This window comes from Tolypothrix sp. VBCCA 56010 (assembly GCF_050875635.1).
Classification (GTDB): domain Bacteria; phylum Cyanobacteriota; class Cyanobacteriia; order Cyanobacteriales; family Nostocaceae; genus Hassallia.
Genome location: NZ_JBPAOH010000026.1, coordinates 44,417 through 65,938 on the forward strand (window position 1 = coordinate 44,417; position 21,522 = coordinate 65,938).

The following is a 21,522-nucleotide window of genomic DNA, read 5'->3' on the forward strand; positions in this document are numbered from 1 at the left end:
AAAACTAATATCCAAATGTCATTCAAAGTGGAGGGTAGCAGAACGTTCGCGACATGTCAACATAATTCATAATTATTAATTATGAATTATTAATTATGAATTATGTTGACTTTATCCATTTTCCACAAAACGCGATCGCTTCAACTCAAACGAGAAGTGCAATTTAGGCTTTGACTTTTCCGATTTTGGCAAAACTAGTGACGTAGGAAAAGTTTTTTGTCACAAAGCTAGAAATGAATGCCTTGCGGAAAAGAGTTGCCTTATTTGATTTGGATAAAGTAGAGCGATCAAGTTTAGAAGTAATCACCAATCGCTAATTACCACTGCAAGCTGTATATCAAGTGATTAGCTGGACTTGATATAATTATCCCTGGTGATGCAGTAGACTAATTAGATTAAGCATGTTTTTATCAGCAGATTTTGATAAATCAGAAGCGAGCTGAAAACCAAGTTAATCATGGAAGCAACAAAGCACAAAACTGTGTATTCACGCACTGTTTTGTTTTAGTCGCTAACCCGAGATGATGTCAAGACTTGCTGAATTAAAAAGCAAATTTTTAACTAAAACTTATCTTAACTTCTCAATTAAATATCAAATGAAACTTATTCTTTCCGCATCTATCTAAAGATAGAAATTTATCAAAATAATATTTGGTATTAATTTTTACTGTCGAATCAGAAATTATTTGTCGTCGTCACAAATTAATTAAGACTTACGCAACAGTTCCACCGCGATCGCCATTTTATAGTACGATTGAACTGATTTTTCCCTTGGGAAAAACCTGTCCAAAATTGGGCAGGCTTCACTTTGTGCGTAGCGCACAACGCCTCAGGCATAAGAGGTGAAGGCTAATGCAATAGCCCCTCTTTTCACTTCAAATCGAGTAATCCTTCTTCTTTGAATTTAGGATTAAAGCGGATTTGAAGACGCAAACCACGCGCTTGTAGCACTTCTAAAATTTCAGCTTCTACTCGTCGCGCCACATTTTTAATAATTTTCACTTGCGCCATATCATCTATTAGTGGATTTTGATAATTTGCCTGTTCTTCAGGTGTCATTACCGCTTTAGCATCAATAGGCTGCGTCCATTTTTCTTTTTGTTCGGCATTTCCCAAAGGAACACTGTTATTTTCGGCAATCCACGCATTTTCAATGTTTTCTAAAACGGCGCGGCTAGGTCGCTCAATCGTTTGGACTTTTACCCAATAGCAATTTTGAGGTTGACGTACTAAATGCTGTTTCAGACTGAGATATACATCGCGAGAATAGCCAACAAATTGCAGCACTTTTTCTTGATTAAAAATTCCATAAACTCCTATTTTACTTTGAAATTGTTCGGGTAACTGACCGTTATCGTCAATGTAAGCAATATATTCGAGAGTTGCTAAAGAAGAAATATTTGTTTCAGTTGTCATAAATCAAAATTAAAAATTAGTACTTGGTGATTGATAGGAAAGCGCTGAAGCGCTTACTACGAATTAATTTTCATGTAAATTGCACAGAGGCGACTGGGTTTGAATATTTTGGCATTATACATGAAGTTTGGCGGGACGTTAATAATTGCGTATTCGCTATTATCATGATATTTTTCAAATTCGGCTGGCATCCCTTTGGGAGTAGTTAAGCTATAAGGAACTGGTTGAAAAAGCAATTCTGTAAACTCAACTTTTTCGCAGTTTAGTTGTTGACAAACTTGGTTTAGAAAAGCTTCATTAGTTAATAACTTGAAAAGACTTTCTTGAGCTTGTGGTTCTATAGTGAAACTGCTATCAAAGTTTTGGACGATTTTCAAAGGCATTTTTCTTACAGATATTTATTAGCGATTGAGTGATGAGCTTGACCTGCGGGTATGTTAAGCGCTCCGGGGCTTTCGCCCCGCGCTTGAGCGATCGCTTCTTTAAAAGTTGGGCGCACGGAAACCGTGACGCACCCACTTTTCGCTTCTTTAAAACAGCCTATTAGATTGTGCAACTTTTTTCAGCCACTAAGTAAGTGGGCGAAACTAAACGTAAAATACTGTCGTGGTTCGTAGTGAGCTAAGGCAAAAGTTGCAAGCTAAAAAAATAAAAAACCCTCCCAAGTGGGAGGGAAAGCATTCAGGTAAAAGAAATTTTACCTTTTATATTTCCTCGTCGAAGTCGTCTTCTTCCTCGTCTTCCTCGTCTTCCTCAAAATCGTCTTCTTCAACAAGGTCGTTGACTTCATCAGCAATCATCAAATCATCCTCATCATCTAATATTGACGACGATTCTGTACGTCTGCCGCCAAATCCTTCTGCCCCAAGTCCAGGAGAATCCAAGTTATAAGCGCGAGCTGTCCGGTCATCTAGCACCATATCCATCGGGTCATCGACTTCATCCAACACGCTGCTGCTGTCTGCGCTTCCATAGTCGTCAACTATACCGGTTTCTTCATAAGCGTTATACCCAGTACCGGCAGGAATCAATCGCCCGATAATTACGTTTTCTTTCAAACCGCGCAACCAGTCAGACTTACCTTCAATTGCTGCTTCCGTCAACACCCGCGTCGTTTCTTGGAATGATGCAGCCGAGATAAAGCTATCGGTATTCAATGATGCTTTGGTAATCCCCAATAATACTGGGGTATACTGCGCCCTCGCACCGCCGGTGATTGCCATCGCCTCATTCACCTGCTCAATTTGCCGCAGTTCTACCAACTCTCCCGGCAACATAGTTGTGTCACCCCCATCATCAACCCGCACCTTCGCGGTCATCTGCCGCACAATCACTTCAATGTGCTTGTCGGCAATATCAATTCCTTGAGATTGATACACCATCTGCACTTCGTTTACCAAGAAAGTCTGTACCTTCTGCAAAGCAAGACTTGCACAAGCATACACCCCGTCTTCAGAACCAAGACTAAAGAACACTTCCAAAATTTCGTGCGGATTGGCAGGACCGTCACTCAACGGTTCTCCCGCTGCGACGGTAGCACCATCCGTCAGCACCAAATTTTGTCCGGGTCCTAAAGGATAATCGGTGACAACACCATTCGGCTCAATCACTTTAGCAGCGATCGCTTCATCACCATCACCATAAACCACCTTTACTTCCCCTGCCCTTTTTGCCAAAATACACGCTTCTTTTGGTTTGCGTGCTTCTAGCAATTCCTCGATTCTCGGCAAACCTTGAATAATGTCTCCGGTCTTCGCCCGTTCAAACACCAACAACACCAAATTATCACCGCGTTGCACCAAATCCCCATCCTCTATCTGCAACACCGCTCCCGGCGAAACTCGATAAGGACGACCAATGCGAATCGAGACAGAGTAATCTGGGGACTCTTTACTGGGGACTAGGGACTGGGGGGATGAGGGGGATGAGGGGGATATTGCTCCCTTATCTCCCTTATCTCCCTTATCTCCCCCCTGTCCCTTCTGAACTGACAGCACTTGCCCAGACAAAGGCGCAAATACTCCTGGGGCAATTTCCGAACCCTCTACCAGCAAGTCGCCCTTCTTCACATAAGGCGTCGCAGTCGCGTTCACCGTCACCATGTCCGTGTGACGCAACACCAAACACCTCCGCACCGTTTCGCTTCCCTTTTGCACTCCCCGGACAATACCCCCCTCCTTACACAAAATTTGGGTACGGGCAACTACAGCACCTGGGGCAATAGTTTGTTGTGCTTCCACCTCCAAACTCGTAGTCGTGCTACCTTGAGTCGCATCCGCAGTAATGTCGCGACGCACTATCAAAGATTCCAAAATCACCAATTGCAAACGAGAAGTTTCCGAACCCTCACCATCACTCAACAACTCAATATCCGCTGCTAATGGCGAAGCGTTGTGGTCCGCATCACCCTCCGTCTCAATTTCCAACACTAGTTGCGTCCGCAGCAACTCTACGCCTTCTACCGACTTAACCCGCTCAGAATCTTTATAAGGCAGTCGCTGCACCGCCCGCAACTCAATGCTGCGCCCCGTCTGCTGACTAACCGATGTCGTTGAAGGCACATCCGGATTATTCGGCACCGCAAACTCTTCTACCGGACGACTCAGCAGCGCTGGACCTTCTGGCGACTCTATATATTGGATGTAGCGCAGTTCGCTCACCACTTGCCCCAATAACTCTTCACCCGGTTGAACAAAAGTATTATCTCGTCCAATCACCGCTTCCGGGTCGTCCACCATCAGCAGTTCTCCGGGCTTAATCACCACTTCTCTCAAAATGTCGTTTTTCTGGGTGACTTCGACCACGCCGTTGTTTTGACAAAATATATCTTTAACAACTTCCGTGCCAGCTTCCACATACTGACCGTCTTCCACCAACAGCAGCGATATATCTTTATTTACCTCATGAGTTTCTTCCGGAATCCACAATAATGTGCCTCCTTGAACCACCTCATAACCCAGCTTCGCCTTGCCTTTTTTCTGTACTTCTACACCGGCGTATTTCAGCAACCCACCTGTATTGGTGCGATAGCGATCGTCAATTAACTCCGCCACCACTTGACCATTTTGCACTTTTGTGCCTGGAGTTGCTCTGAGGTTAAAGACTTGGTTGTGAGCAGTGGAAATAAGGTAATTATTGCGACCTTGGGAACTTTGCACCGTCACCGTTGCCTGATCCAAAACCACACTAGCCGTGATAATCTCAATTTCCCTAGTACTCTTACCCACTTGCGCTTCCGGCAAGCGGACTATACCGCCGTGTAAAGTAGTTAACTTGGTTTCTGCCAAGACACCGTTAGTCTCCACAGCATCACCATTATTTACCACCAACTCCGCTCCCGGTGGCAAGTTATATACTTCCCCAGACAAAATCCAAATCAAACCACCCCGCGCCGCTGTCGTCGTCGTGTTGCCTTGGCGGTCTGTTTTTTGCTCTGGCACCACTTCGGCGAACTGCACTTCCCCAGCCAAATCGCTGGCTACATCTTTAACAGCTTTTTCCGTATTTGCCCGCGTTGTCCGTCCGCCTAGTGCCACCTCTGCCAGCAACTGACCAAGCTTTACTTGCTGCCCATCCACTATATATAGTGTCGAACCTTGGGTAACGGCAATTTCAATTGACCCTGTAGACGTTTCCAACGAGAGCGTACCGTTTGCCTCCACAAACAGCGAATCTTCCCCGTGTCGAGTGCGATATGCTCTGGTTTTCAACTTGCGCGGCAGGCGAATCGTCCCATCTTTCTCCGCACGCACTTGTTTTGCTACTTCCCCGGTGAACACACCACCAGTGTGGAATGTCCGCATCGTTAGCTGCGTACCCGGTTCGCCGATACTTTGAGCGGCAATAATGCCTACTGCTTCACCCAAATCTACCATCTTCGCGTGTGCCAAACTCCAGCCATAACAGTGTTGGCAAACACTACGCGCTGCTTCACAAGTTAAAGGACTCCGCACCACCACCGATTGCACGCCGCTAATTTGAATCAAGTGTGCTAATTCATAATTTATTGGCGTATTGCGCGGGGCAATAATTTGTTTGGTGGTCGGATGCACCACATCTTCTGCCACTACCCGTCCCATCAAGCGCGTACCGATGGGAATCAAGACTTTGCCACCTTCTATCATCGCTCCGAGGGTAATTCCCCGCGACGTACCGCAGTCAAATTCGCGGATAATCACGTCTTGGGATACATCCACCAAACGACGGGTGAGATATCCAGAGTCAGCAGTTCTTAACGCCGTATCTACCAATCCTTTACGAGCGCCGTAAGAAGAAATAATATATTCGGTGACCGTCAATCCTTCGCGGAAGTTGGTTTTAATCGGCAAGCCGATAATTTCCCCTTGGGGATCTGCCATCAACCCGCGCATCCCCACCAATTGGCGCACCTGGGAGATGTTACCCCGCGCACCAGAAAACGCCATCATATATACGGAGTTGAGCGGGTTGGTACTCTTAAAGTGCTTCACCACTTCATCTTTCAGCGCTTCCGATGTTCCGTTCCAAGTATCAATTACTTTTTGAAAACGTTCTACTTCCGTAATTTCACCACGTTGATAGCGTTCTTCCGTGGCGCGAATTTCTTCTTCTGCGGCATCGAGGAGCGATCGCTTGCTTGGCGGCACCATCAAATCATCTACGCTAATCGAAACTCCGGCTTTGGTGGCGTAGCGAAAGCCTAAATCTTTTAACTTATCCGCCATCACCGCCGTTCGCGCCGTGCCACAATTGGTAAACGCCCAAGAAATTAAATTTCTCAGCTGACCTTTGTCAACGATGCGATTGCGAAAAATCAGTTTTTCAGTCATTAGTCAGTTGTTGGTTGATAGTTGATAGTTGATAGTTGATAGTTGTTGGGGGAAGCGTTGTTTTTCCACTAACTCCGCTTTTTTGCTTTTCCGCTCCCACGCTCCCACGCTCCCACGCTCCCACGCTCCAACTCCACTAACTAGCTAGTGCTTCTTGGATCGCCTTGTTATAAATAACGCGACCTGGAGTTGTGCGTATATATTGAGAAATCAAATTCCCTGACTTGTCTTGTCTGACACGACGGAATTTATACAGCAACGTCCGAGTACCATCGGTATTTTCTTCAACCGAAACTGGTTCGGTATCTGCCACATCAGTTTCTACTTCGCCATCAAACCGCACAAATACATAAGCGTGCAAATCAACTTGCTGCTGTTCGTAAGCCATAATCGCGTCATCTAAAGAACCGAAGTATTTTCCTGCGCCCTTTGTCGCATCCGGATTTTCCGCAGTTAAATAATACGCCCCCAACACCATATCTTGACTGGGTGTAATAATTGGCTTACCGGTTGCCGGCGACAATATATTGTTAGAAGCAAGCATCAACAACCGCGCTTCTGCCTGAGATTCCAGCGATAAAGGTACGTGTACTGCCATCTGGTCGCCGTCAAAGTCAGCGTTAAACGCCGGACACACCAACGGATGCAGTTGAATTGCTCTACCTTCTACTAAAATCGGCTCAAAAGCTTGAATCCCCAAACGGTGCAGCGTCGGTGCCCGGTTTAACATCACCGGATGCCCTTCAATCACTTCTTCCAACACATCCCACACACTAGGGTCGTTGCGAGAAATCAACTTTTTCGCCGCTTTGATGTTATTCACCATACCAGAGCGAATCAAGCGATTAATCACAAACGGTTGAAATAGCTCAATTGCCATTTCTCTCGGCAAACCGCATTGATGGATTTGTAACTTCGGTCCAACCACAATAACCGATCGCCCCGAATAGTCAACTCGCTTACCCAACAAATTCTGCCGAAAACGTCCTTGCTTACCCTCAATAATGTCAGACAAAGACTTCAGCGGTCGGTTATTTGCCCCTACCACCGTCCGTCCCCGACGACCATTGTCAATCAAAGCATCCACCGCTTCTTGCAGCATCCGCTTTTCGTTGCGGACAATAATCTCCGGTGCCAAAATTTCTTGCAGCCGCGCTAAACGATTGTTACGGTTAATTACCCGGCGATACAAATCATTTAAATCGCTCGTGGCAAAGCGTCCCCCGTCGAGTTGCACCATTGGGCGCAAATCCGGAGGGATTACTGGAATCACCGCCATTACCATCCACTCTGGCAACGAACCAGTAGCGATGAAGTTATCAATCACCCGCAACCGCTTAATCAGCTTCGCCCGTTTTTGTCCTTTGGCGCTACCAATTTCTTCGCGCAAATTTTCCGCTTCTTGCTCTAAGTTGATATCAGCAAGCAACCGCAGCAGCGCTTCTGCCCCAATTCCTACCTCTACACCCTGAAGCTGAGAATCTTCGGCATAAATCTGGTCTTCAATTTCCAGCCACTGGTCTTCACTTAGTAGCTGTTTATAAGTTAAAGTTTCCGCGTTGCCTTTGCTGAGAACAACATAAGAGTTGAAATAAACTATCTGCTCCACATCCCGCAAAGGCATATCCAGCAAAATCGAAATGTAACTGGGGATACCCTTGAGATACCAAACGTGCGCTACTGGTGCCGCCAGTTTGATATAACCCATGCGGTGACGGCGCACTCGCGATTCGGTGACTTCCACCCCGCAGCGTTCGCAGACAATACCGCGATGGCGCACTCTTTTATATTTACCGCAGTGACATTCCCAGTCCTTCGCAGGTCCAAAGATGCGCTCGCAAAAAAGCCCGTCCATCTCTGGCTTCAAAGTTCGATAATTAATCGTCTCTGGCTTAGTGACTTCACCTACCACCTGACCGTTAGGCAAAGTTCGCTCGCCCCAAGTCCGAATGCGTTCTGGGGAAGCCAAGCCGATTTTCACATAGTCAAACTGATTAGTTTGTGCGTTTCTCATATTATTAAATGGGCAATGGGCATTGGGCAATGGGCATTGGGCATTGGGCAATGGGTAATGGGTAATGGGCATTGGGCAATTGTTTAATGGGTAATGGGTAATGGGCAATGGGCAATTGTTTAATGGGCAATTGTTTAATGGGCAATGGGAGATTTTTTCCATGCCCCATGCCCCATGCCCCATGCCCCATGCCCCATGCCCCATGCCCCATCCCCTATTCGTCGTCTTCCATCGATTCGCGCGATAGAGATTCGTAAGTTGGACGCGGAGGAGTGCGACGCGTTCCTTGGTCTGCCATCAAATCAACTTCTACATCCAAAGAACTACCGTCTGCTTGGGTTTCCACTTTATGCACGGCTATGTCTAACCCCAACGATTGCAATTCTCGCATCAACACTTTGAACGATTCCGGTGTACCCGGTCGCGGAATTGCCTTGCCTTTAACGATCGCATTCAAGGCTTCGTTTCTTCCTTGCATGTCGTCCGATTTCACAGTCAGCAACTCTTGCAGCGTGTAAGCCGCACCAAATGCCTCCAGCGCCCATACTTCCATTTCTCCAAAGCGCTGACCGCCTTGTTGTGCTTTACCACCCAACGGTTGCTGCGTCACTAACGAGTATGGACCAGTCGAACGAGCGTGAATCTTATCATCCACTAAATGCACCAGTTTCAACATATAAGCGACACCTATCGTTACCGGTCTATCAAATGGCTCGCCAGTCCGCCCATCAAACACCATGATTTTGCCAGGGTCATCCGGGTTATATACCCAGTTTCTCCCCGTTTCATCTCGTGCTTCTTGCAACTTACCATGCACAATTCTTCTAGATGACTCCTCCCCATACATTTCGTCAAAAGGCGTAATCTTAAAGCGCACTCCCAAGGTGTGACCAGCCCAACCGAGCAAACACTCAAACACCTGCCCCACGTTCATCCGTGATGGCACGCCCAACGGATTGAGTACAATATCCACCGGCGACCCATCCGGCAAATAAGGCATATCTTCCAATGGGAGGATGCGAGAAATAATTCCCTTATTCCCGTGACGCCCTGCCATTTTGTCGCCAACTTGGATTTTTCGCTTTTGCGCCACATACACCCGCACCACCATGTTTGCTCCCGGTGGCAGTTCGTCGCCTTGTTCGCGGGTAAATAACCGCACGTCAACCACGCGACCTTTTTCACCATTCGGCACTCGCAATGAATTATCGCGCACATCCCGCGCCTTTTCACCGAAAATTGCTCGCAGCAGCTTTTCTTCTGGTGGTTGGTCAGATTCACCTTTGGGGGTAACTTTTCCGACTAATATATCCCCGGCATCTACCCAGGCTCCAATGCGAATAATTCCCTGTTCATCCAAAGAGCGCAAAGCATCTTCCCCAACGTTGGGTATTTCTCTGGTGATTTCTTCTGGTCCCAATTTGGTCTGTCTTGCCTCAATTTCATATTTTTCAATGTGAACCGAGGTATAAATATCTTCCTGCACCAACCGCTCGGAAATCAAAATCGCGTCTTCGTAGTTGTAACCTTCCCAAGGCATGTAAGCGACGACAATATTTTGCCCCAGCGCCAATTCTCCACCTTCAGTAGAAGAACCATCCGCCAACACTTGACCTGCTACTACCTTCTCGCCCATCCGCACCAGCGGTTTTTGGTTCAAACAAGTGTCTTGGTTAGAGCGCTGATACTTAGAAATCTTGTATTTAATTTCGTTTTGGCTTGCCTTCGGACGAACGCGAATTTCTGTAGCATCAACGTAGGTTACATCCCCATCAGTCCGCGATACAATCACCATCCCAGAGTCACGAGCCGCTTGCGCTTCCAAACCAGTCCCCACCAAAGGTCGTTCTGGCTTCAACAACGGCACCGCTTGCCGTTGCATGTTCGACCCCATCAGCGCTCGGTTGGCGTCATCATGCTCCAAAAAGGGAATCATCGACGTAGCAACCGACACAATCTGCACTGGGGAAACTGCTACATAGTCAACTTGATCGGGTGTTGTCGTTGTCCAATCTTGGCGATAACGCACCGGCACCGAAGGTCCAATAATGTAGCCGTTTTCATCTAAGGGGATATCCCCCGTCGCAGTCTGCAAATCGTCTTCTTCATCAGCCGTCATGTAAACTGGCTGCACGTCAAACCGCACTTTGCCGTTTTCTACCGGACGAAATGGCGTTTCCAAAAAGCCGTATTGATTCACCCGCGCATGAGTTGCCAACGAACCAATCAAACCGGCGTTGGGTCCTTCTGGTGTCTCAATCGGGCAAATGCGTCCGTAGTGCGATGGGTGAATATCTCGCACCGCAAAACCAGCCCGTTCTCTGGTTAATCCCCCAGGACCAAGTGCCGATAAACGGCGTTTGTGGGTCAGTTCTGCTAAAGGATTGGTTTGATCCATGAACTGCGACAATTGGGAAGAACCAAAGAATTCTTTGATTGCCGCTACCAACGGTTTTGGGTTAACTAAAGATGCCGGCGTCAAAACTTCCGCATCGGATACCGTCATCCGTTCGCGAATAATCCGCTCTAAGCGGTTTAAACCCACCCGCACTTGGTTTTGCAGCAATTCGCCCACGCTTCTTACTCGGCGATTTCCCAGGTGGTCGATGTCGTCGGTGTTACCAATATCAAATTCCAGGTTGATTAGGTAATCTACCGCCGCTAAAATATCAACCGACGTTAATACGCGAGTTGTTTCTGGAACTTGCAAACGTAACTTTTTGTTAAGTTTGTAGCGTCCCACCCGACCCAAGTCGTAGCGTTTGGCATCAAAAAAGCGCGAATCGAGTAATTGCTGTCCTCCCAATACTGTGGGTGGTTCACCCGGACGCAGTTTGCGATACAACTCCATCAAGGCATCTTCTTCGGAAAATTGCCCTTCTTTTTCGATGGTTTTTTGAAAGTATTCTGGGTGACGCAGCGCATCAAATATTTCGTTGTCTGACAGCGAGAGTGCTTTCAGCAGCACTTGCGCCGACAATTTGCGGGTTTTGTCGATGCGTACCCAAACTAAGTCGTTACGGTCTGTTTCAAATTTCAGCCATGCCCCCCGGTTGGGGATCAACGAAGCTGAGTAAGTGCGGCGTCCGTTTTTGTCGATTTCTGATTTGTAGTATACGCCTGGGGAGCGGACGATTTGATTGACAATTACCCGCTCGGCGCCGTTGATGATGAAAGTTCCGCGATCGGTCATCAGGGGAAGGTCGCCGATAAAGACCTCTTGCTCTTTAATTTCCCCGGTTTCTTTGTTAATTAATCTTGTCGGTACATACATTTGTACCGCGTAGCTACTATCCCGCCTTTTGGCTTCTTCGACGCTGTACTTAGGCTGCTTAAGTCTGTAGTTCTGACCCAAAAAGTGCAGTTCTAATTTGCCAGTGTAGTCTGTAATCGGACTAAAGGAGTTAAGTTCTTCTATTAGCCCTTCTTCTAGAAACCAGCGAAAGCTTGAACGCTGGATTTCAATTAAGTCGGGTAACAAGAAGGCGGGTTCCATATATGTTTCTTTAGTCATGCCTCTACCTTTATCAATTGTGAATTATCGCTCGTACACTGCACAAGGGCGTTCGCGTTGGCGTAGCCGCGTGCCTCTCGTAGAGAAGCCTCTCGTTCGCGCTTCTCGTCTTTCTTTGGGAGAAGAGAAGCGCGTCTTTGCAGGAGAAGGTTATCATCGAAGCGCCGATGCCCGTATTGGAACTTATTTTTATACCAATTAACTGGCTACAAGTGCCGACAAACAAAGCACAGTAAGCTTTAAGAACTGATTTTGACTTCAGCGGGCGATCGCCCCGATTCAAGTCAATTACGGCAAAAATCCTGCCCCATGCGTTGGAGCAATTGCAGATGAAAGATATCTTGTTGATTTTTATTTGCTTTCCTCACTTCCACTTCCATTAAAGCGCGTCAATTAGCGCACGAGTGCGCTCTACACTGTTCTGTCTTTTATACACGCACAGCCTTTTTCAACTCAGGGTGATGTTTTCAGACTGAAGCAACGCTCCGCTTTTATAAGCTCTAATCAGTATCGCTTTCTCTTGTTGGGTATTAATCACAAGTCAATTAACGGTTAACAATTTTTATAGGTTAAATACAGATCTGCTTTCAAAGGACAAAATTTTAGCTTTAACTAGGAGAGACGCGAGGAACCGGAGCGTCTTTTAGTATTTGTTTTTGCAGGACGGTCATGTATTTTTCGCATCCGCATGTAGAGAGAGGATGAAAAAGTGATGAAGCGTGAAACTTCAGTTTACTAATTTTTAGTTCCTTCCTTAACCATTATGGCGCAAGAAAAACATTTTGGAGGCAATAATACTAGCATATTTTTGCGCATGCGCGATTTTTATTTTTTTGGCGATTGAGGTGAGCCACTGTTGCTCCTCATTTTCAAAGAGCCACTGCGTTGCGTATTTTCTCTTTCTATGAGCGCATGTGGCGTTTTTGTCAAAGTGGCGAAACAATTTTCGGGTGATGTATCCGGCTCACTTGAGCTAGAGTACTAACCCAAATAGTTTACAGGCATTCTCAGTAGTTTGAGTAGCGATCGCCTCTAGACTTTCCCCACGCAAACGAGCTATAGCTTCTGCTACATAACGCACGTAAGCTGGCTCATTGCGCTTTTCGCCTCGTTTCGGAACCGGTGCTAAAAAAGGACAGTCTGTTTCAATTAACAAGCGATCTGACCGAACCAACACAGCTGATTGTTGAATGTCTATAGCGTTTTTGAAGCTGACGGTGCCACTAAAGCTGATATAAAAGCCCAAGTCGATAAACCATTGAACTTCTTGTGGTTTTCCACCCCAGCAGTGCATGACACCTCGGATACTGTCTCCTTTAAGATTCCTCCATTTTTGCAATATGTCTCTCAGTTCTGATGCAGCATTCCGGCAGTGGATAATCACTGGTAAGTTGAGCAGCGAAGCGATCGCCAATTGAGCTTCAAACACCAGGAGCTGTTGCTCGTAGTTATCTGCTTTATAAAAATCCAGCCCCATTTCTCCGATTGCTACCACTTTGGCATCAGAGGTAGCCAAAGATAATATTTCCTTTTCTGTTTGGCTATTCCATTTCTGGGCATCTAAAGGATGTAAGCCAACAGCAAAGCTGATTTCGGGAAACTGGTGAGCTATCGCTTGAATGCTGGAAAACTCTGATGGCTCGACGCACGAATGTACTAGACGTACTACACCAGCTTCTTGCCATCGCGATCGCACTGCTGCTAAATCCGGTTGAAAAAGGTCAAAGTTGAGATGAACATGGGTATCAATCAGCTGCATTGAGGGGTACTTGAGTCCTTTGTCCTTTTTCAAAGCATGAGTCCTGATGACGAACGAACTCATGACTGTTAACAGTTATGCTGATACGGTAGAGCTTTTTAGTTTTTTCGCCAATTTTGACTTTTTCCTCGCTCCGTTGTTCGGATGAAGTACACCCCGCTTTACTGCTTTATCGATTTTGCTGTATGCCTCCGACATGCGATCGTCTACATCTTTCTTTGATTCTGAGCTAGGATTAGCTGCATAGGTTGCTACAGCCGAAAGGTATTTCTTCATCAGCGTTTTCACGGCTGATTTATAAGCTTTGTTACGCAAGCGATTGCGTTCTGCGATCTTGGCGCGTTTCAGAGCAGACTTTGTATTCGCCACTGTCAATCCCAAAAATACTATTATTTATGTACACACACTACTAGGCTTACTAATATAGCATCTTTTTTGCCAATGTTATAATTCGGGCGAAAAAAATATCATAACTAAAATTATTTTAATTTTTACGGCAAGCAGAAAAAAAGACGTTAACTCACCTTATGAGCATATGACGACAACTAAAGAAATGCGTTAAAATTAGGTACTCCAGTAAATAAGGACTTCTCGCCACCTGTTACCAAGCGCTCTTCCCTTCTTTTGTGAAAATGTGTTGCTAAAGGCAAGAATCTATGAACGGTTAAAGTTCAGCGGTGGAAATGTAGAGACACGATACCCAAGGGTATCTACAAAATCAAGCTAAGAAATGAGAAAATAGACAAAAATTATACTCCCAGCTTACCTAAATTGCCAAAAAAAGGCAGGATGTTCAAACAAAACACCTCCACCGTTTGAGGTTAGAAAGCATGCTTTCGCTAGCGCGATCGCAACCCAAATGCGATTATGTTGCCTTGGGAGTATCAAAAAAATACAGGTTAAGCTAGAGAAGAGAATTAGGGTAAGCTTTGCGCCTAATTAGGTAAAGGGCAAAACTGATTCTCGGCGGGAATATTCGTTCATTTTGGCACTCTCCTTACTCCATGCTGCGAATTATTACTCAGCAGGCAGACGTCAGAGCAGAACTGCAACGTATCTGCGATCGCACCCATGATGAACAGGTGCATCACAAAGAAGCAACCGTGCGGGAAGTGTTGCAAGCAGTGAAGCGCCTTGGCGACAAAGCTGTATTGCATTACACTGCCGAATTTGACCACCAAACCCTCAATCCCGGTGAACTGCGCGTTTCCGGTTCCGAACTGGATACGGCTTACCAACAGGTGTCAAAGGACTTGCTAGAGGCAATTCGGCTCGCTAGCCGACAAATTGAAGCGTTTCATCGTCAGCGAGTACCAAAAAGCTGGGTACACTTTGGCGATGATGATGTAGTGCTGGGTAAGCGCTACACTCCTGTAGACCGAGCGGGATTATATGTTCCTGGTGGTCGTGCTGCTTATCCCAGTACGGTGCTGATGAATGCTATTCCAGCGAGGGTGGCTAACGTCCCCCGTGTGGTGATGGTAACGCCACCGGGAGCGCACAAAGCGATTAACCCAGCAGTGTTGGTAGCTGCCCAAGAAGCTGGGGTACAAGAAATTTATCGTGTCGGAGGTGCCCAAGCGATCGCCGCTTTAGCCTACGGTACAGAAACGATTCCGAAAGTTAATGTGATTGCAGGTCCAGGTAACATTTATGTCACCCTAGCAAAAAAACTCGTATACGGTACTGTGGGCATTGATTCTTTAGCAGGACCGAGTGAAGTGCTAATTATTGCCGACGAAACCGCAAATGCCGTACATGTGGCGGCGGATTTGTTGGCACAAGCCGAACACGATCCGATGGCAGCAGCAATATTGTTGACAACGGATACGAGTTTGGCGAAGAACGTGCAAGTCGCTGTGGAAAGACAGCTAATAGATCACCCTAGAAGAATAGATACAGAAAAAGCGATCGCTCACTATGGCTTAATCGTCGTTGTCGAATCTCTAGAAGCCGCAGCTCAATTCTCGAATGAGTTTGCCCCGGAACACTTAGAATTAGAAGTCGAAGATCCTTGGGCATTAATTCAACATATTCGCCATGCAGGGGCAATCTTTTTAGGGCATTCTACACCAGAAGCTGTGGGAGACTATTTAGCAGGACCAAATCACACTTTGCCTACTTCTGGTGCTGCTCATTATGCTTCGGCATTGGGTGTGGAAACTTTCTTGAAACATTCGAGTATCATCCAATACTCCGAAACCGCGCTGCAAAAAGTGGCTGGCGCAATTGACGCACTAGCGACAGCAGAAGGCTTGCCTTCTCATGCTGATTCAGTTAGACGGCGAGTTCAACAAGACGAATAATTACAAATTATTAATTTTTTCGGAAACTTTTAGCAAAAGTTACTTAGTGGCTACAAACTGAAAGTTTAAACGGCGATCGCAAGCTTTGGTGTTACAACGGAGGGTAACCTCCGAAGTACAGCAAATCGCGATTTGCTTTTACGCAGGGCGTAGCTTCCACGACAAAGGCACGTCCATATCGCTGCTCTTATTGTTGGTATAACCGCCAACACATAAAGCAGGTAATAATGTGAAATGTCTACCTTGAGGAGACTACAGCGGTGCTAAATACTATTTTGGTAGCTCTGGACGGTTCAGAAATTGCAGAACGTGTAATTCAGACTTTACAGGAATTGGTGCTACTAAAAGAAAGCAAAATAATTCTCTGTCATGTGTTTCCCACACCAGAGACAGAAATGGAATTACCAGCAGATCGTCCTCAAGGAGAGTCACCAACACTTTCTTATTTTCATGTCGAAAAACAACTGCAATCCTACCAAGAACAACTGCCAGTCAGCAGTGAATTAGAATTAGTAACCGGCGATCCGGCAGAAGAAATTATTCGTCTTGCCAATATTTACCAGGCTGACTTGATTATTATTGGCAGTCGCGGCTTAACTGGAATGACGCGAATTGTTCAGGGTTCAGTTAGCAGTCAAGTGGTGGAAGAAGCTAATTGTTCAGTCTTGGTTGTAAAGCCGAATTAAAATTAGATACGGGCAAATTTAGAAACACAATACAGTTTGCACAATTAATCCCACATTCTGCACCCCAAGAGCTGATTCGTAAAGAACATATAAAGAGAACAGAGCCTTGTTTTAGTCAGGCTATAGGCTAAATCAATAACATTTATATTGTCGATGATCCGTCTACCCGCAATTGAGAACCGAAAGTGCAAACCTTACCCAAGTGATTTAAGCGATATTTTTTTATTTCATATCATGTCCGCATAATTAGTTATGATTCCCACAGTTATTGAACCCCACCCCGATCAGCCCCTCCCCGCAAGCGGTCCGGGGAGATGAAGCGTAGCTTTGGCGGGGTGGGGTTCTTCTGGTTTAATAAGTAATCAACCGGACACGATATCAGTTAGAAGTTAATAATTTTTCCAATGCTTTTTTTGAGAAAAAGCATTGGATTTTATACTAATTTTATTACTTTATTACAGTAATTACCGCTTGCTATAGTATTGAGTGCGGAATGTAGGCTATAAGATATTTCATAAAAATTCAGTAAATATTTCGTAAATCTACAGATATTTGTCAAGTATCCTAGGTCGTTTTTCTGTATTTTCCCTATTTTTGAAATATCCGGTTAAAACTATGGTCAAATCGCTTTTACTCTTAATGTGTTGGAGAGAGACATGAGTTGGTCAATGCCTTGGTCAAAGAATAAAAAAGAGAGTGATACTTCCCCCGAAGTCACAATAACTATACAGCACAGTCGTGTCACGGAAAATCGCAATGGAGACATAACTACAGATACAGTTTTTAAAGAAATTAAATTCAAGGGTTCTGGTGACGATTGCACAGCAATTGCTTATGCATACAGCAACCAAGCAGAGCAAAAACTGCTTGCAGAAAAGCCAGAAGCACCAGTTCGGTACATCCGTCCAGTACGGGTGGTGAATGAGTAGAACAAAACTAATCTCACCAACCTTGTCTAGAAAAATCCATATCGGATACTATTGAGTGTTCGATATGGCTTCTAGGCGATTAACCTGTTTGGTTATTGAGCGAAGAAACTAAGAGCAAATCTATTTACAAACGAATGGCGCAAATTTTACCTTGCGTCTTTGCGTGAGATTATCTTAATATTCAGCGTCCTTGAGTCGCCAAAAAGGTTTTCAAGCTTAACAAACTCAAGCTTTGCCCCAAATTCAACGGCAAAATTGATACTCCTTCCAAGCGAGACTGTACCCAACCTTCACCCCAGTACCATTCATGAAAGCCGTCGATACCTTGACTGAGTAGCAAGCGCAAACAATTGGGTTTTGCCACATCTACTTGATGATGAATCTTAACTGGTCCAATTGAACTAGTAAACTGAAATCCTGAATGTAATTCTTCAGGCATTCCGGGGGAAAAACGTTGCCCGATGAGCCATTTTTCTTGTTGCACGGGACGCAGCAGACTGTCACGAATTGTAGCTGCTGATGCTTCAACTTCTATACGTAGTTGACTTTGTTGAAAATTACCGAACATTTTGAGAGCGAACGCATTTTCTTTTAGTATGACAAATGTGGTTCATCAGATACGGGCTTGTTCAAAGGAAAATGAAAATTTCATTACACGACGGGCACGTTGAAATATTTCTTCAAAATTCCCTACTTTCTACAAGCGCGGAAAACCGCTTCTTTTCATACGGACATCTTTAACCATTGTTGCTTTGTTTGGTCACTTTTCTACGAGCTGATGAACTTAAAATAGAAAAAGTGAACTTGTTAAGAAATGTAAGGTTATTCATGGCGGATCAGTTAATTCGCGCCACAGCGGCTGATGGTGGAATTCGTGCAGTCGGTGTGATTACCACACGTCTGACAGAAGAAGCAAGGACTAGACACAAGCTTTCTTATGTAGCAACCGCAGCCTTGGGTCGAACTATGGCAGCTGGCTTGTTGATGGCTTCTAATATGAAGCGAGAAGGCTCTAGAGTCAATGTCCGAATTAAAGGCGATGGTCCTTTGGGTGGTATCTTGGTAGATGCTGGCTTAGATGGAACGGTACGCGGCTATGTAGAAAATCCGGCGATCGAATTGCCTCCCAATGCCAAAGGAAAACTTGACGTAGGTGGTGCAGTCGGTAATGGCTACCTTTACGTCGTTCGGGATGTGGGTTACGGCTATCCTTACTCTAGTACGGTAGAACTCGTTTCTGGGGAAATTGGGGACGATATAGCTCATTACCTGGTAAACTCAGAACAAACACCTTCTGCTGTAGTTTTAGGTGTGTTCGTGGGTGCTAATGGGGTGACTGCTGCTGGAGGCTTACTCGTACAAGTGTTGCCAAAAGCCGCTAGAGATGAAGAGCTAGTCGCAAAGTTGGAATCACGAGTGGCAAGTTTAGCTGGATTTACGCCTTTGTTGCAAGCAGGCAAAACATTGCCAGAAATTTTTCAAGACTTGCTGGGTGATATGAATTTGGTGATTTTCCCGGAAACTCAAATGCTACGCTTTCATTGTGGTTGCTCTTTTAACCGCGTACTCGGAGCGTTAAAAATTTTAGGAGAAGCTGAACTGCAAGACATGATTGCTAAAGATGATGGCGCTGAGGCAACTTGCGATTTTTGCGGGTCAGTATATCACGCAAGTAGCGACCAGCTAGCCCAATTGATTGACGATTTGCAGGCGGAATCTTCTGTTTCAATATAAGTATAAAAAGATACGTTTATTTCATTGCGTTAATGATATCTGTGGAGAGAGATAATTGAGACTAGCTTTTTCATGACGAGAAAGTTACTATGGCAACAAAGAAATTATCGAATCATTACAGATCGCTGTGAAATTATTTTGGTGTGAGAGATGACAGAGCGGGATATTCCAGAGAGTTGGTCATCAGCCAGAGCAACAGAGCCAGATGAAATAACCAGATTATCACGATCGCTCCCAATCGGCGATCGCGTGTCTGGTGTCCCAGCTAATGGTTCTACCTCAAAGTCAGTGAAGCGCCGAAAAAAACGCAATTCTGATAAAGAACAAGGGACAGCCAGCACTTTTGATGGTCAAATGCCCAACTGGATGAAAAGCTGGGTGTTATGGGCAGTTTTATTAGCGTTGATTCCTGGCAGTATCGGCTTTATTTCGATGGCGATGCTGCTAAAGTTACCATCGGCGCCAAACTGTCCATCGATTTTTTGGCCCCTTGCTAGTGCATCGGTGCGGCTGCACTGCGCTCAATTGGCAGCTTCTAAGCAGACGGTGAATGACTTGTTACAAGCGATCGCCTTAGTCAAGCAACTGCCAGAAAATCACCCACTACGGGCAGAAATTAATCGCAACCTAGAAGAGTGGTCGCGTTCGATTTTACAGCTAGCCGATCAAAGTTTTCAATCAGGAAAGTTAGACGAAGCGATCGCAACAGCACACAAAATTCCTCAAAACCTCTCGGCTGAGAAATTAGTAGATGAGCAAATCACCAAATGGCAGTCAATTTGGTCTAAGGGAGAAAACATTTACCAAAAAGCGGAAGAAGAACTACGCCAAGCACATTGGCAATCCGCTTTTATGGTGGCATCTAAATTGCTGCGGGTAGATAATAAATACTGGCAAACAGCTAAGTACGATCAATTAAATCGCTTGATTGTCTCAGCGCGAGAAGATGGCGAGAAGTTAGCAAAAGCCAACGGCTTGGCTGAAGACTCTGGAGTAGATAATTTACTAAAAGCCATCAAGATAGCTGAATCAATTGGGCAAGATAGTTACGTTTATCAAAAGGCACAGGCAACGATTCCAGTGTTTGGACGGAAAATCCTGGCATTAGCACAGAAAAAGCTAGATCGCCGGGATGCGGATGAAGCGCTGGAAATTGTCGGCAAAATTCCGGCAAGTACAGGGCTAAAGTTAGAAATCGAAGACTTTACAGCTATAGCTGATGCCCAAAGAAATGCATGGATCGGCAGTGTTTCTGGTTTAGAAACAGCGATCGCCCAAGCACAACAAATTGACCCTTCAAGACCAGTTTACGACAAGGCACAAAAACTGATTGCCCGTTGGCAGCTGGAAATTGAAGATGTTGCCAATTTAGAAAAAGCCCGTACATTGGCAAGTCAGGGAACAGTTAGCGATTTGAATGCAGCGATCGCTCAAGCGCGTCTTATCCCGGCTAATAATCCTCGTGGTTCTGAAGCTAGACAAGAAATGGGACGCTGGCGTGCCGAAGCTGAGACAATCGAAGATAAACCTTATTTGGAACGCGCTGAACAGATAAGTTTTATAGAAGATGTTAACTCGTTGCAAGCAGCGATCGCCGAAGCAAGTCAAATTCGTAATGGTCGGGCATTATATCCAGAAGCACGCCGAAAAATTCGCACTTGGACGGCGAAAATTCAGCGAATTCAAGACCAGCCATACTTAGATCAAGCGCGACAAATTGCTAGTACTGGCGATCTAGCCTCTGCGGTTAAAGCCGCCGAACAAATTGCCTCATCGGGACGCGCACTTTCTGGGGAAGCACAAGCATCTATAGACGATTGGCGAGGGCAAATTCGCGCTAGACAAAATTGGCGGAAAGCGCGAGAAGTGGCACTTGCTGGCACTCCAGAAGCTTTGTCAGAGGCAATACAGCTAGCCGATCGAGTGCCAAGTCGTAGTTTGTTACGCAATGACGTGAATCCGGCTATTGACCAATGGAGTCAACAATTATTAGATATAGCACGCTCTCAAAGTGAGTCTGATGTCGTTAGAGCTATTGAAACCGCAAAACTGATTCCTCAAGGTTCTGCTGCTTACAGCGCAGCGCGAGAGCAAATTAGGAGTTGGCGCGACTTGCTCAAGCCTGAACCTGAGCCAGAACCACAGCAATTTCCTGAGGAATCAACAACGACACCTGAGCAGCAGTAATATCCAAGCGAAAGACTTAGATCCCCGACTTCTTAAAGAAGTCGGGGATCTAGTTATAGACGATGAAGAAATTTTGCGGCTCGATAAGATGGTAACTTTGAGGAATAATAGTTCGGATATATTGCACAATATTGAGGTTCCACTCAGCGTAGGCACTCTCCGGCTGATG

General features: G+C 45.5%; 16 protein-coding genes. 6 read left to right on the forward strand and 10 right to left on the reverse strand.

Translation table 11 applies throughout. The features are described 5' to 3' along the window. Positions 1–870: 870 nt before the first annotated feature. The 7 genes from AABK37_RS11730 to rpoB all read right to left on the reverse strand — a co-directional run bounded on the left by AABK37_RS11730 (position 871) and on the right by rpoB (position 11,752). A complete protein-coding gene (locus tag AABK37_RS11730; protein ID WP_432551745.1) occupies positions 871–1,416 on the reverse strand; it encodes a GIY-YIG nuclease family protein in 546 nt (181 codons plus the stop codon). Positions 1,417–1,472: 56 nt separating this feature from the next. Continuing rightward, positions 1,473–1,799 (reverse strand): hypothetical protein, encoded by a 327-nt coding sequence (locus AABK37_RS11735; RefSeq protein ID WP_432551746.1) that lies wholly within the window; start codon positions 1,797–1,799, stop codon positions 1,473–1,475. Positions 1,800–1,804: 5 nt separating this feature from the next. Further along, positions 1,805–1,972 (reverse strand): hypothetical protein, encoded by a 168-nt coding sequence (locus AABK37_RS11740; protein ID WP_432551747.1) that lies wholly within the window; start codon positions 1,970–1,972, stop codon positions 1,805–1,807. A gap of 148 nt (positions 1,973–2,120) precedes the next feature. Further along, positions 2,121–6,224, reverse strand: coding sequence for a DNA-directed RNA polymerase subunit beta'' (locus AABK37_RS11745; RefSeq protein ID WP_432551748.1), 4,104 nt, complete (start codon positions 6,222–6,224; stop codon positions 2,121–2,123). Between the two features lie 136 nt (positions 6,225–6,360). Next, entirely contained in the window at positions 6,361–8,238 is a 1,878-nt protein-coding gene (locus AABK37_RS11750) for a DNA-directed RNA polymerase subunit gamma (protein WP_432551761.1), read from the reverse strand. 4 nt (positions 8,239–8,242) lie between these two features. After that, a complete protein-coding gene (locus AABK37_RS11755; protein ID WP_432551749.1) occupies positions 8,243–8,449 on the reverse strand; it encodes a hypothetical protein in 207 nt (68 codons plus the stop codon). Between the two features lie 3 nt (positions 8,450–8,452). After that, a complete protein-coding gene (gene rpoB / locus AABK37_RS11760) occupies positions 8,453–11,752 on the reverse strand; it encodes a DNA-directed RNA polymerase subunit beta (protein WP_432551750.1) in 3,300 nt (1,099 codons plus the stop codon). Between rpoB and AABK37_RS11765 the strand changes: the two genes are divergently transcribed. Further along, positions 11,751–11,954, forward strand: coding sequence for a hypothetical protein (locus tag AABK37_RS11765; protein ID WP_432551751.1), 204 nt, complete (start codon positions 11,751–11,753; stop codon positions 11,952–11,954). The two genes, rpoB and AABK37_RS11765, sit on opposite strands and share 2 nt — an antisense overlap. A gap of 771 nt (positions 11,955–12,725) precedes the next feature. Here the strand turns inward: AABK37_RS11765 and AABK37_RS11770 are convergent. Both AABK37_RS11770 and rpsT read right to left on the reverse strand, forming a co-directional pair. After that, positions 12,726–13,511, reverse strand: a complete 786-nt coding sequence (locus AABK37_RS11770) for a TatD family hydrolase (RefSeq protein WP_432551762.1) — start codon at positions 13,509–13,511, stop codon at positions 12,726–12,728. Positions 13,512–13,586: 75 nt separating this feature from the next. Beyond that, positions 13,587–13,880: a 30S ribosomal protein S20 gene (gene rpsT, locus AABK37_RS11775; RefSeq protein ID WP_432551752.1), complete on the reverse strand. Its 294-nt coding sequence runs from the start codon at positions 13,878–13,880 to the stop codon at positions 13,587–13,589. 635 nt (positions 13,881–14,515) lie between these two features. On the opposite strand from rpsT, the gene hisD reads away from it, so the two are divergent. From hisD to AABK37_RS11790, 3 genes are all read left to right on the forward strand, one after another. Then, a complete protein-coding gene (hisD, locus tag AABK37_RS11780; protein WP_432551753.1) occupies positions 14,516–15,817 on the forward strand; it encodes a histidinol dehydrogenase in 1,302 nt (433 codons plus the stop codon). A 260-nt stretch (positions 15,818–16,077) separates the two neighbouring features. Next, on the forward strand, positions 16,078–16,503 hold the full coding sequence (locus AABK37_RS11785; protein ID WP_432551754.1) for a universal stress protein: 426 nt from the start codon (positions 16,078–16,080) through the stop codon (positions 16,501–16,503). Between the two features lie 656 nt (positions 16,504–17,159). Further along, on the forward strand, positions 17,160–17,432 hold the full coding sequence (locus tag AABK37_RS11790) for a hypothetical protein (RefSeq protein ID WP_432551755.1): 273 nt from the start codon (positions 17,160–17,162) through the stop codon (positions 17,430–17,432). A 181-nt stretch (positions 17,433–17,613) separates the two neighbouring features. Here AABK37_RS11790 and AABK37_RS11795 read toward each other — a convergent pair whose 3' ends face one another. Further along, on the reverse strand, positions 17,614–18,000 hold the full coding sequence (locus tag AABK37_RS11795) for a hypothetical protein (RefSeq protein ID WP_432551756.1): 387 nt from the start codon (positions 17,998–18,000) through the stop codon (positions 17,614–17,616). A gap of 260 nt (positions 18,001–18,260) precedes the next feature. On the opposite strand from AABK37_RS11795, the gene hslO reads away from it, so the two are divergent. Next, positions 18,261–19,166: an Hsp33 family molecular chaperone HslO gene (gene hslO, locus AABK37_RS11800; protein WP_432551757.1), complete on the forward strand. Its 906-nt coding sequence runs from the start codon at positions 18,261–18,263 to the stop codon at positions 19,164–19,166. Between the two features lie 150 nt (positions 19,167–19,316). After that, on the forward strand, positions 19,317–21,353 hold the full coding sequence (locus AABK37_RS11805) for a chromosome segregation ATPase (RefSeq protein ID WP_432551758.1): 2,037 nt from the start codon (positions 19,317–19,319) through the stop codon (positions 21,351–21,353). Positions 21,354–21,522 lie beyond the last annotated feature (169 nt).